Consider the following 14,205-nt stretch of genomic DNA (forward strand, 5'->3'; position numbering starts at 1 on the left):
TTTTCAAAAGATACAAAAAAACCGCCTTGTCCATAAAAAGACGAGGCGGATTTAGGTTAGAAAACGATATATTTCACATATTGCTTCCAAGTTAGTTCTTTAAAATGGCTCCATTGGATTTTCTCAACAGGTAATGTTCTGAAGGTATAGGCTTCGAGATTACGTTTCTCATTAGAGAGCATTGGCGTACCTTCATCAAGATAATCCATAAAAATAGCTGACTTAGCCGTTTTAAATTGCACATTGACATCAATTAGCTGAATTTTACCGTCCTGATTGATGATATACAGCTTTTTGTTCCCTTTTTTAGCTGTGGCTAGCCACGATTTATCAACTTTATAAGAATCGAATGCTTCGTTGACAATAATAGAGGCCTTACCAGTTGTCGAAAATGGGATGTCCTCGAGTGGGGCATCCTGCTGTAAGGTTACTTCATAATTAGTTGGTTGTGGTAAGGTAGCAGTTTTGGCTAGCTCATTTGCCCAAATTGTCTGATCGTCAGTAGCAATCGTTTGTTTTTCTAATACGATGCCAGATAGATCATCCTTGACATGTTTCACCTTGAAATCTACAGTTTGCCCTTCCTCCACCTTTTGCCATTCCTTTTCTGATAAATAGGCATACATTGCTTTTTCATTCGAATAGATTTCAAAAGTTAGCGCACCAGCTTCTTCCTTAATGGCTGCCACCACACCATCAATAGGGCTGACAATACCCTGACGAGATTGAATTTGTGTAATTTGGGCTTCAAGTAACGCAATTTGACGATTTGTTTCAGCAATATGTCGATTTAACAGGGCAACCGCTGTAGATGCTGAATTTTGTTGAGCAAGCTCTAATTTTAGCGTTACAGATAGCTTGTCATTGATTTGATCCGTATTAATGGAGCTTTTTGGATTAGAATCGTCTCCATATTCATCCTCTATTTGATCAAGGGCATCCTGTAAATCTTGTAATTCTGTTTCATAGGCAGTGCGTTCAGATTCAAGCTTTGTTAACTCCTCATCCACCTCATCCGTTTTATAGGTAGCAAGTACATCATTCATCATCACTTCTTGGCCACGCTTTACATTCACAGCTGATAAGCTAGTTGCATCAGCAGTAATCGTGTATGTCTCAGCAGGTGCTACAATGGTATCTTTATGAACACGCTCTGTATTCGTGCCGATATAAGCTTTTTGAAATTCATCGATAAAGTAGGATCGTGTCACGTTGCTATTATCTTTAAAGACAAAATAAGCATTTATGCCGATTACTAGCATTACTAACACGATGGTCGTAGTTGTCCATGGTCTTGTTTTGATAAATGCCATCATCCTAACCCCCTAGCAATCCATTCTTTAATTGGTAGTACACTAATCAAACCAACAAATATGGCCATAAATAGCTGTATACCAATCAATTTGACTACTAACATTTTCCTACTAGCTTCTTCCTCCCATTTTGATAGGAAGAGATACTGTACAATAATGATTAAAACAGTTGTTACCGTCAATTGATTGAGGGTAAATAATACGAAATCTGTTTCAATCACCTGTAAGGCAGCAGGAGCTAAGGAGAAGAAAGAAAACATGGTTGTATAGCCTACTGCATAGAAAACAGCTAAGAGGATTGCTTTTTCAATTAATAGAAAGGCTACAACATAAAGCTGCACTCTTTTTATCCAAGTATAAGGAATGTCCGTTGATAGATGTAAAAGATAGGTAACACCATAATAGTGGAAGCAAAAATAGACGATTGCCCATAAAACGGCACCAAGCATCGAAAGTATACGTGCTACATAGTATTCATTTTGTAAATCCTTTGCGAATAAGGACGTTAAATTTTCTGTCCCCATTCCCCAATATTCGCGAGCAGCAAACAACAGGATGAAAAGAATGAACACCGTTAGTACTCTTTTTTTATATCCGATGACCTCGCCTTCCTCTACGATGCTAGTAAAGTAGGTAGGATTTTTTAAGCTATGCCAGAACTTATAATGGTAAAACATAAAACAGCGTCCTTTCTTCCAAAATAGGATATCAAAGTTGTAGTATACACCTTGTAAAGACATTATGACATATGAAAATAGCTGTTTTTTTCCAATAAATTCATTGAAAAAACATAATCTCTTATTATATGTCAATTGGTGAAAACCTTATATAACACCATTGTATAGTATAATTGAAATAACTTCCTGTTTTTCTAGCTAGTAATTTAGAAAAATTACTTTTGATATGTCTCATTTTGTAAATATATTAGAATGGCTTGAAATAAAGCAATTTTTACCGATACTAAAGTCATAAATTCTAAATGAAAATGAACACAATCATTTTCCTATACATAAACGATGAAAGGGTGGTTCGATTGAATCGAAAATTGACAGCAGGGGTCATAACAGGTCTTTTATTGGCACCTACGGCTATAGCGAACGCACAGGAAAATGATGCACAATCCCGCGTCACAACACATACGGAGCAAGTTGCCTATACAAATGAGGTAGCGGCTGCAACGACAAGAGAGCAGCTTATTGCTCAATTTGGTAAGCTGTCAGAGAACTCATCAGCTGATGACATGGTCATTGCAAAAGGAGATCTGCAAGTTTTAAGTGCAGCAGGCTTTAATGAACACGAAGTTGCATTTATTGAAGCTAAGTATCGCTATGTGGAGGAGCAACGTAGCTTATTAAGTGAGCTACAAAAATTAGGAAAAGAAATGACAGGAATCTCGTTTACAAGTAAAACATTTATTGCAGATGTAGCCGCTTTCGATAAGAAATATGATAACTTTTTAAAAATCGGCACGGATAATCTAAAAGCGTATGTAACTGTTCAAAAGGAATTTGAAGCAGCTGTCAATGAGGCGCTAGTGAATAATGCAAAAGACATTGCCAGTACAATTCGCGGCACATCTTTACAATACGGCTATACCGATGCAGAACGCAATGCCTACTTTAAAGGCAAGGGGATGGATGTTGACAAATTAAATAACTTAAAAGTGGATGCGACTAAAGCAGAAGGAGTAGCTACAGAATTAGTTCTGTTAGTTGAGTTATTGGAAAAATCCTCGGATTACTCAACTGTTTTGCCTAAAATAAATAGTTTTACGGCGAATTATAATGGGTTAACTACAGAGCAAAAGAAAGTAATAGAAGCGTACAATCCAAATGATGATAAGGTTACACCTTTTAAAAAGTATAAGGATACGTTATCAGGTTTGTCTGCTGTAGAAAAGGTGACTTCTAGTATTACACAGCTAAAAGCTAAGCAGCCAGCAGATTTCACTACAGCCTCGAGCTTTATTAATGCGGTAGCTGCTATTGATAAAGCATATAATAATCTGGATGCAGCTTCTAAAAATTTAGTAGAAACAGAATATAAGAGCATTGAACAATATCGTCAGGCGGCCAATATTTCGAAAAGCATTTCTACATTACGTGTATCCAAAGAAGACGAATATCGTACCGCAGTTAATGAGCTAAAAACAAAATACGACGGCCTAACAATCAATAAAGATTTTGTTATAAACGCGAATGAATTACAATCATCAATTGCCAATATTACTGTGGCTGAAAGTATCGAGAATCTTATAGACTTGATTGGTACTAAAATAGATAGTGAAAAAGTAGCTGCCATTAAAGCAGCGCGTGCAGCTTATGATAATCCACCTGCTCCAACTGGTACAACAATCAATCCAAGCAATGTCAAAAAAATAGTCACTAATTTAGCAGAGCTCACAGCTTGGGAGAAAAATTTAGGTGCTGCCTTAAAGGTAGATAAGTTAATTGATAGCCTTGATCCTGCCGCCAAAACATTTGAAAGTAAAACTTTATCTGCGTGGACTGCCTATAACAAATTAAATGAAAATGATAAAACGTTAGTGCAAGGAACTTCAAAACTAACACTGTTTCAAAAATACGCTGATCTATCAAAAACAATCAATACATTAAAACCTTCAGCAGATTACAGCGCACAGCTTGCCGCAATAAGAAACCAAGTAGATAAATTAGATGCACAAGGTAGTGGCTATGAAGAAGCTCTTAATAATTTAAAAACACAGCTGATTGTAAAAATAGACGCTTTAATTGATGAAGAAAAAGCGGTAAAAGAAGTTATAGAGGAAATTGATCTGCTAGATAAAAATATAGCTATTGAAAAAATATTGGATGCACGAGCTCACTATAATGCGTTATCACCAACAGCTAAAAAGCGTGTGACAAATATTAAAGTGTTAACAGATTTAGAGAAATCCTATAAATCAGTCGTTAATGTCATCTCTCAATTTGAAAAATTGGATCCTTCCTCTAAAAGCTATATTTCTAAAGCAAAATCAGCTTATACGGCTTACTCCAAACTAGATAATGCTAATCAGGAGTTTGTTTTAAATTATAAGGGCTTGAGTAAAAAAGTACCTGTTATAGATGTTATTGTTCAAATTGATGCTTTAAATACTTCAAAAAAGACCTATAAAGATGATGTGCAAAAGGCAACGGGTGCTTATAACGCATTAAATAATATAGAGCCAAAACTTCAAGACGAGGTCATCAATTATGTACACCTAACAAACGCACAAGGCTATATCAATACGGCCAAAGCATTCGATGACCGTATTATAGCATTAGCAAATGAAGGCCCTGACACATTTGTCAAAAAGGTAGCCGAGCTTACATTAGAATATAAAGCAATGGATAAGAACGCACAGAAGCTAGTGGAGCAAGCCAAAATGTTAAGCTCCTACGAAAAGGATAACAAGGCAGTAATCAAGGTGATTCAAATGATTGATGCCTTAAACCCAACAAATAAGGATTATACAAAAAAGGTTCTTGATGCACGTAAAGCCTATAATGCACTTGATCAAGTTTCCCAAAAACGTGTAACAAACTATGCTAATCTCACAGCTGTAGAGGATGTTGCTTCCTTGATTGGTCTTATTGCGTCGTTAAAGCCAACAAGTAAAACTTTCTATCAAGATATGAAAACAGCGCGTGAGCTTTATGATGCCTTGCCAGCAGAGAAGCAGCAAGCGATCGTAAACTATGATGCACTGGTAGCAGCAGAGAATGAACAAGGATTAGCACAGAGTGTAGTCGAGCTAATTAAATTAACAGAAGTGCAAGATGCTGACTATTTAACGAAGCTGATGAATGCGCGTGTAGCATACGATAAGCTGTCATCTGACCAAAAGAAATTAGTGACGAATATTAAAGATTTAACAACACGTGAAAAAGCAGTGAAACCAATTTTAAGTGTGATGGTTCAAATTAATGAACTAGATCCAGAATCAACAAACTTTGTTAGTAAGGTAAACTCAGCACGTAAAGCGTATGATAAATTATCGAAAGATCAAAAAAAATACATCGATAATATTAATATTCTCTTAAAATTCGAGCCTGTCTCTAATGTAATGGAATTGATTAGTAAACTTAAATCTTCAAGTAACACATTCCTTCAAGATACATCACGAGCACGCTCACTTTACGATGCACTACCGGACGATATGAAGCAATATGTGACAAACTACTACTTATTGCAAGCAGCGGAGTCTAGTATTTTAGGGGCTGGTAATGTCATGCAAATGATTGATGACTTACCATCCGTTGATCCAAAGCAATATGTGAAACGTATTCAAGAAATCCGTGCTGCTTACAATGCTTTACCAAAGGATCAGCAACGGGCTGTTCAAAATTATAAAGTGCTACAAGATCAGGAAAAGCTAATAAAGCCTGTAATGAGTATTGTAGAAGATATAGACCGATTGCTAACGGCAAAAGATATGGATAGTCAATACCAAAAGATTTTAAAAGCCTATGATAAGCTCAATGCTGATCAACGACGCTATGTTTATAACGACCAGCTATTGCTTTCGCTAGATAATGTTATAAAGGTTTATAATAATATTGCTAAATTGAATCCAAAGGATAAATATTACTTTGGCATGGTGGAAGCGGCACGTAAAGAATATGATAGTTTGAATACGACAGATAAACAACGTATCTCCAATTATGCTCTTTTACTCGAAGCAGAGAAAAGTTTAGCTGATGTGAAGAAGGTTGTGGAGATCATAGCGGGACTGTCTCCAAGCTCTTCAACGTATATTGAAGATGTGGCGAATGCCGTTGCTGCCTATAAGGCATTGGACTCTAAAATTAAAGGACAGGTCATTAATGAGGATGTCTTAAAGCAGGCTGAAAAAGATGTGGCTGCCGTTCTCAAAGTTGTTCAAGCGATTGGAAATATTGATCCAGACAGCTCCTCATTCGAGAAAAAAGTGTTAGCTGCTCAAAAAGATTATAGTAATTTGTCAATTGAGCAACAGGGCTTAGTGTATAATTACCGCATTCTAGAAGACTATCTTAAAATGATTCAATAGTATGATAAAAAAGGAGTTTTCCCCATCAATATAACGGGAAAACTCCTTTTATAAGTAAGAAAAAATGAATCCTAATATTAATTTCCAAAAAAGTGAAACTATATCATCTGAAATTCGTATCTTATAGTATAAATGGTCGCTTTGATTGGGAGGTACCATTTGATACATTTTCATTTTGCCAACGTGAGGAGGTCGCCCTGTTGAAAAAATTATTGAGTATAATGGTACTTTCAATAGCTGCAACCGTAGGAAGTTTAACTAGTTTTAGTCAAGTAGAAGCAGCGTCTGCTAAGGCAGTAGATGTGACAAATTCATACTGGGCAAATGCCTCGATTCAACATATGCTCACAAAACAATATATGACTACATACAACGACAACACTTTTAAGCCAGAGCAAGCTATTACAAGGGCAGAGGCTGCTGCTGCCATTGCTCGCTCTCTTCAAACAAACATTGACATTGAGAACCCTGTAAAATTCAAGGATGTTCCTACAACACATCCATATTACAAGGAAATTTGCCAGCTTGTTAAACTGGGAGTTATTCAAAAAAGTGATGCCTTTCATCCAGAAGAGCCTTTAAAGCGTATGCAGGTGGCAAAAATGCTAGCACTAGCTTACCAAATTAAAGTAGATGGCAAAAATAATAGCCAGTTTGCGGATATTACGCGTACGCATTGGGCAAAAGACTATATTGAATCCTTAGCAGATATCGGCATTATTAGTGGAGTGGATGCTAAGCATTTTGCTCCTGACCAATTGGTAACACGTGCACAGTTTGCTGTATTTGTTGAGCGAAGCATGGTTTTTCAACAAAAAATTAAGGCATTGGAAGTAGCCTATGACTATCTAGCAAAGGATTATATCCCAACTGTAAACCTTTCTTCTGAGTGGTCTAAAAAGGTGATTGAATTAATAAATGTTGAAAGACAGAAGAATAAGCTAGAACCTGTTGCTTATGATTCGGAACTGACACAAATTGCAATTATTAAAGCACAGGACATGGTAAATCGCCATTATTTTGAACACGTTTCTCCATATTATGGGGCACCTTGGGATTTAGCGACATTATTTGATTACAACTATACAAGTTTTGGAGAGAATATTGCTAGAAATATTAAAACACCTGAAATTGCTGTTAAGGCATGGATGGCTTCACCTAGCCATCGAGATAATATTTTAAAAGAGCACTATACGAACACAGGTGTTGCAATAGCACAGGATAGCAAAGGAAATTACTATTGGGTCCAAATGTTCTCTAGTCAATAAGTTGTTGTGTAACAAAGAATCGCTAATATTACAGAAATGTTACGAAAGTTCCAAATTACGATAAAAAAATCCCCTTTTTAACGCTGGAAATACCACCAAACGTTGGTATTACAGCGTTTTTTTGCTGTCTAAAACCGTTACACAATTGAAAAATAACATTCGCCTCTTTTGTGATAGTCTATGTATAGGCAAAAAAGTTTTGAGAGGGGTATAACAAAAGTATGAATAAGAAATGGTTATTACCGATTTTTGCATCATTTATGTTATTTTCAACTACTAATATTAATACTGCTGAAGCAGCGTCTAAAGCAGATTTAACTGATACAGCTTCTAAATATTTAGGTGTTCCATATAAATACGGCGGTACAACAACAAGCGGTTTTGATTGCTCTGGCTTTACTTCTAAAGTATTTTCAGACTTAGGCATTCAATTAAACCGTACGTCAGGATCTCAATATCAACAAGGTACTGCAGTTGCCAAGAGTGATCTTCAAGTTGGCGATTTAGTATTTTTCAATACAAGTGGTAGTGGTATTTCACATGTGGGGATATACATAGGTGATGGTAAAATGATCCACTCTCAAACTGGTCAAGGTGTAAGCTACTCAAATGTTAATGACCCATATTATTGGGGCGATCGTTATGTAGGTGCTAAACGTGTAGCAACATTTGATGCTCAACAACAGGCTGAAGTAAAACAAGCAGCTATTGACTTTTCCGTATATGCTTCTCGTGCAGAGGTAGCAGTACAAATTGCAAAAGCTTTAAACTTAGATACATCTGATACTACTACTAGTTTCGTAGATGTAAAACCTACATATGCTCATGCAGGTGCTATTGCAGCTGTAGCAAAATTAGGTATCTTTGAAGGCGATGCAAATGGTAAATTCAACCCGTCTTCACCAATTACGCGTGCACAAATTGCTAAAGTATTAGTGCTAGCATTTGGTCTTGAAAATAATGGTGGAAGTGTAGCATTTAGTGATGTGCCTCAAAAGAGCTGGGCTAATGAATATGTTTCTACTCTAGCGTCAAATGGCATTACAAATGGTGACGGAGACGGTAGCTTCGGTTCTGATGAATTACTAAAAATCGAACAATTAAAAGTATTTATTGAAAGAATTCAACAATAAGTTCATAAAGTTAACACTTTAATTGTGTCATAGATTGCAAGAAATGATCTTTTGAATAGCGTATAATGGAAGAAGGGTTTGCAATAGCAGACTCTTCTATTTTTATGATAATTTTGTAGGAAAGGATGTGAATTGGAAAATTAAATTTTAACAGTTCTATTGTATGATGCTTTATTTAGCTAATTTTGTTAAAATGGACACGTTAAGAGAACAAGAAGGGAGGAAATAAGACATTGAACATCAAAAAAATTAGTCTTATCTTGTGCGTCTTATTCATTTCGGCTTCTATGTTTACGATACATAGTGCAAGTGTCAGTGCAGCTAACAATTCAAATATAACATTTGAAGATGTTACTAAAAATCACCCAGCCTATGAAGAAATCAATTATTTAGTAAATTTGGGGGTAATTCAAGGTTACTTTGTGAATGGTAAGAGAGTCTTTGGCCCAAATAATAGTGTTACAAGAGGACAAGCAGCTAAAATGGTTGTTGTTGCCTCTGGTAATAAACCATTAGTTGTAAATAAATCTAGCTTTTCAGATGTTACAGTCGGCACTGAAATGTCAGGTTATATAGAACGTGCTGTACAGCTAGGATTTTTCGACAAAAATATAAAAGGTCAATTCTTACCAAATAAGCCTCTAACTCGTGGAGAAATGAGTTATGTATTAACAAAGGCTTTTAATTTAAATACTAGTGAGTATGAGGGGATCGACTCACCTTTTACTGATGTAGGAATTACACATGAATATGTGAAATACATCAATACAATCTATTATAATGGCATTACCAACGGAACAGGTAATACGTATTTACCAAATAGCACTGTAACACGTTCTCAATTCTCATTATTCGTTGCACGTGCAAACAGTGAAAAATATCGATTAGAGCTTCCTGTAAAAGGTGTACAAGTTCCAGATACATCACAAGTCATTGGCTTAGTGAAGGTCACTACAGATGGGTTAAACATCCGTAAGACAAAAGATTCTACTTCAAGCACGAACATTGTAGGCAAAGTCAATACAGGCGGTAAATTATCAGTCTACGCTGTTGAAAGTAATTGGCTAAAGGTTACTTATAAAGGCGCATATGCCTACATCTATAAGCAATATGCAGAATTTGTAGATGCAGATGGTAATGCGTTAGGAACAGTCGAAAAAGAAGTAACGACAAAAAATGCTGTCAATTTATATGTGAAGCCTACATCTTCAGCAAAAGTAATTTCATCGATTAAAGCGAACGAAAAGCTTCCCGTTTACAAAACAACTGGTGGCTACTACTTAACACAAGTAAATGGTTTACCAGGTTATATTGTAGCGAATAGCACTACGGATATTGTGGAGGAAGAAAAGCCAAATCCTAATCCAAATCCAGATCCAACACCACCAGCTTCTGGTGATGTGCTAGGAAGAGTAACGGTAGCTAATTTAAATGTTCGCAGTCAAAGTAACTCTACATCAGCCGTGTTATTTAAGCTGAATAAAGGAGAGTATGTCCAAGTTAATAACATCAATGGTTACTGGGCAGAAATCACCTATAATGGCCAATCAGGCTATGTTCACAAATCTTATTTAAAACTATTAAATCAAACAGCTAAACCTTTACAAAATCGTATTATTATCCTAGACCCAGGTCACGGTGGTAAAGATCCAGGTACAGTAAAGGGCTCTGCTTCTGAAAAGAACATTACATTAAAAGTCAGCACACAAGTGAAACAATTACTAGAGAATGCTGGAGCAAAGGTTTATATGACACGTACCGGTGATACGTATCCATCCTTACAAGATCGCGTAGACTTTACTCAAGCAAACTATGGTGAAATTTTTGTGAGTGTTCATGTCAACTCTGCTGCTAATACGTCAGCGTCTGGTACTGAAACATATTATGCAATATCTACAGGAGATATGTATCAGGAAGACATTGATTTAGCGACATATGTTAATAATCAAATTGTCAACAATTTAAATATGAAAAATCGTGGTGTCAAGCAAGAGCAATACTACGTAATTCGTAATATGGTGATCCCTTCTATTCTAGTAGAACTTGGTTTCTTAACGAATGCAGAGGATAACAGTAAAATGACAAATGATCAATACGTTAAATTATTTGCAGAATCTATTTATAATGGTATTTTGCAATATTATAAAAAACAATAATTGATTAAGAGACGATTCCAAAGATGTACTAGCCTTTGGGATCGTTTTTCTTATTCTCTATATACCCATATAAGAAAAATACAAACTAATTGATAAAATGGCCATAAAATTTTCTCTAATCATACAAATAAAAGCTAATTAGATTGCTTGCTAGCTAGTATGAAAGATAAGGAAAAGACACTTTTGCACATGGGTGATTGGAGAGGAGCCAACATCACTCCTGATTGAGCGTCGCAGAGGAGAGCCTAGAGCGAACATAAGTAAGTGAAGTGCTCATCGGACGGCCCCTGGAAAGGTCGCTGGCGGAACGGAAATCAACCTCCTGCCTTATAAAAAGGCCTTTTTGCCAGTGACTTTATCTTTTTTCAACAACAGTAAATGGCTGTCTCATTTATTAAGAGACAGCCATTTACGTTATTTCACGGTATTGATGAATTTAATATAATCCTTACTTATATATCCAGGTTCAGTGTTTAGTTTATCTGAAACAATTTGATACCAACCATTTGAGCTTGTATCTGTAACGATGACAGGCATATTACTTTTACTAAATGTGAAAAGTGGACTTTGACTTGTTGATGCATCTGCACGAACATTTAGTCCAGCAGTTGTTGTGAGAGCGATTTTATAGGGATTATTTGCATCTTTAAAGCCTAAAGCTTTTTCTGCACGATAGTAATGTCCTGCAATTTTTGCCCCCCAGAATGGATCTGAAGCGTATTTTACGTTGAAGCCGATAGCCTTAGAACCAACAACTGCGCCATTTGTATAACGTCCACCTGGCGTAATATAATTTGGCTGAAGGAATTTTTCAACTAGCTCATTAATATTGGCTTCCACACTATCAAACTTCTTGTTTAGTGGATTTGTATCATAGACATATAAGCCAAATAGATTGTTTAGATTTTGAGCGTGATCACTCATACCATAGGCACTCTCATGCTGTGCTAAGGATAAAATAAGCATAGCATTGATATGAGAATTGGCTTCCACTTCTTTTAATACAGAGCCTAAACCAAGTAGTTTACTTTTAGTTGTGGCATTTTTATAAATCGAAGCACCTGAGCTTTCAACCTCTGCTAATTTTCCCACAATATATTGATCTAGCTCATCTGCTGTATATTGAGTTGCTGCACGAGCTGGTAAGAACTGATAGTAGTTATAGGCTTCTCCCTTTGAAGAACCATCAGCATTGGTAAAGTTGATGCCATCCCAGCTAAAGTATTTCTCACCCTGCTTCATAAAGCTAGGTGCCTTACCATACACGTAACTAGCAGAATATTTATTAGTTTTATAATCATATAAGGTATGTTTTATTTCACCGTACTCATTTGAGTAATAAGAACGGCCTTTCACTAAAGCAGAAGGAATTAAGGTAACGTCAGTCTGCTTTAAATAGCCAGTATGACCAGCTAAGCGTACTTTTACTTGTGTGGCATCACTACCTAGATACTCCATTTCTGTATTACCCGCAACTGCGATTTGATCCTTAATCGTTTCAGAATTTAGAGCAACATAATTATTCGTTACAACATAACCTGAAGTCATTTTAATAATTTTATCATTTTGAGTAATCACTAAGGAACTAGTCGTCATCGCCTTTTCAGCTGCTTCAAAGCTAGTAAAGGTTTGTTTGTCTACCAAGTTACCATTGGAAACTTCTTTGACGATATATGCAGTAGTATTACCGTTATTACCAGTATTATTGTTGTTCCCATTATTAGTATTACCGTTATTTTCGGAGTTACCATTGTTTTCATTTTTACCAGCGTCAAGCTGATCAGCAAGAAGAATTAATCGTAGAATAAATGTCGATGCCTCACCAATTGTGGCATTGTCTCTTGGTAAAAACATGCCATTGGAGCTTCCTTTAATAAGTCCTAATTGTGCACCGATTGCAACATCCTCACGGAAATCTTTAAAAATAGTTGTATTGTCTTTGAAGGTAATAGAAGAAGTACCTTTTGGTATTTTTAAATAATCAACTGCTCTGATTAGCATCACTGCCATATGCTCTCTTGAAATACGGTCATCTGGCTTAAATGAGCCATCCGTATAACCAGTAATAATTCCAGCAGTTGCGGCAAGCTTAATTTCATTTGCAAATAAATATGTGTCTGACACATCTGTAAACGTTATCTCGTTCTTCGTGTCCAAATTTAATGCTTTTGCTATGTATGTGGCGAATTCACCGCGTGTAACCGTAGCATTTGGACGATAGCTTCCATTTGCATCCTTTAGTAATGCATCTTTCTGAATTAAATAGCGTAGACCACTTTCATGCATATGTCCTGATAGCTCGTCTGCATAGACAGATTGAGGCTGCCAAATGACTAGACTAACAAGCATCGTGAGCAACATAAAAATTGATAGTTTTTTCATAGTTTTACCCTCCTAAACTGATATCATTTTAACAAAGTTATACAATCAAGATAAGGGTCAAATGTTAGAAATGCCATAAAATATACCAGCGTTTTATAGGCAATAAGTATGCTTTTATAATTTGGTGTGAAAGTTAGTTTTAAATAGGGGAAGGAAAGTGAACCGAAATTCACATGAGTTTCTTCTATTATATATGTCATTTGTGTTATCCCCAAAAAATAATGCCGTACATTGCTTACTAAGAAACAATGTACGGCATTTTATTGAAGTAAAAATTAAAGCATTTCTGAAGTTGTTTTTGCTTGCATATGCAGCTGTAGGTAGTCTGGGCCACCTGCTTTTGAATCTGTACCTGACATGTTGAAGCCACCAAATGGTTGGTAACCTACGATTGCACCTGTACAGCCACGGTTGAAGTAAAGGTTTCCAACATGGAATTCTTCACGTGCTTTTTCTAGGTTCATACGATTTGTTGTGATAACAGCGCCTGTTAAACCGTATTCTGTATCGTTTGCAATTTCAATCGCATGGTCGAAATCTTTTGCTTTTGCAATGGCTACCACTGGTCCGAAGATTTCTTCCTTCATAATACGAGCAGAAGGATCTACGTCCGCGAATACAGTTGGTTGTACGAAGTAGCCGACTGTATCGTCTGCTGTACCACCAGCTACTAAACGACCTTCGCCTTTACCGATTTCGATGTACTCTGTAATTTTATTGAATGCTGCTTGGTCAATAACTGTTGCCATGAAGTTGCTGTAATCAGTTGGGTCACCCACTGTTAAAGCGTTTGTTAACTCTTCTACGCGATTTACCACTTGCTCATATACATCTTCTACGATGACAGCACGAGAACATGCTGAACATTTTTGACCTGAGAAACCAAATGCTGATTTTACGATGGATTGTGCAGCTAAT

Annotated in this window: 8 protein-coding genes; 4 read left to right on the plus strand and 4 right to left on the minus strand. The window is 36.4% G+C overall.

Translation table 11 applies throughout. The features are described from left to right. Nucleotides 1-56: 56 nt before the first annotated feature. Nucleotides 57-1,313, minus strand: coding sequence for an HlyD family secretion protein (locus B3D98_RS05825; RefSeq protein ID WP_288581642.1), 1,257 nt, complete (start codon nt 1,311-1,313; stop codon nt 57-59). Beyond that, a complete protein-coding gene (locus tag B3D98_RS05830) occupies nt 1,313-1,990 on the minus strand; it encodes a hypothetical protein (protein WP_288581644.1) in 678 nt (225 codons plus the stop codon). Before B3D98_RS05830 ends, B3D98_RS05825 begins: the two co-directional genes overlap by 1 nt. A 347-nt stretch (nt 1,991-2,337) precedes the next feature. Between B3D98_RS05830 and B3D98_RS05835 the strand changes: the two genes are divergently transcribed. The 4 genes from B3D98_RS05835 (at nt 2,338) to B3D98_RS05850 (ending at nt 10,905) form a co-directional block, all read left to right on the plus strand. Beyond that, nucleotides 2,338-6,348 carry a cell wall-binding protein gene (locus B3D98_RS05835; RefSeq protein ID WP_288581648.1) on the plus strand — a complete coding sequence of 1,337 codons (4,011 nt, stop codon included), beginning with the start codon at nt 2,338-2,340 and terminating at the stop codon, nt 6,346-6,348. Nucleotides 6,349-6,548: 200 nt separating this feature from the next. After that, nucleotides 6,549-7,616 (plus strand): S-layer homology domain-containing protein, encoded by a 1,068-nt coding sequence (locus tag B3D98_RS05840; protein ID WP_288581651.1) that lies wholly within the window; start codon nt 6,549-6,551, stop codon nt 7,614-7,616. Between the two features lie 221 nt (nt 7,617-7,837). After that, entirely contained in the window at nt 7,838-8,749 is a 912-nt protein-coding gene (locus B3D98_RS05845; protein WP_009371892.1) for a C40 family peptidase, read from the plus strand. A gap of 233 nt (nt 8,750-8,982) precedes the next feature. Next, complete coding sequence (locus B3D98_RS05850; RefSeq protein ID WP_288581658.1) at nt 8,983-10,905, plus strand: N-acetylmuramoyl-L-alanine amidase; 1,923 nt, start codon at nt 8,983-8,985, stop codon at nt 10,903-10,905. A 414-nt stretch (nt 10,906-11,319) separates the two neighbouring features. Here the strand turns inward: B3D98_RS05850 and B3D98_RS05855 are convergent, their stop codons facing one another. Further along, the gene (locus B3D98_RS05855; protein ID WP_288581660.1) at nt 11,320-13,287 is read right to left on the minus strand and encodes an S-layer homology domain-containing protein; all 1,968 of its coding nucleotides are present in this window, start codon (nt 13,285-13,287) and stop codon (nt 11,320-11,322) included. Nucleotides 13,288-13,562: 275 nt separating this feature from the next. Then, a partial coding sequence (locus tag B3D98_RS05860; RefSeq protein WP_288581662.1) for an aldehyde dehydrogenase family protein occupies nt 13,563-14,205 on the minus strand: 643 nt, incomplete at its 5' end.

This window comes from Lysinibacillus sp. UBA5994, from assembly GCF_002429725.1.
GTDB lineage: Bacteria > Bacillota > Bacilli > Bacillales_A > Planococcaceae > Lysinibacillus > Lysinibacillus capsici.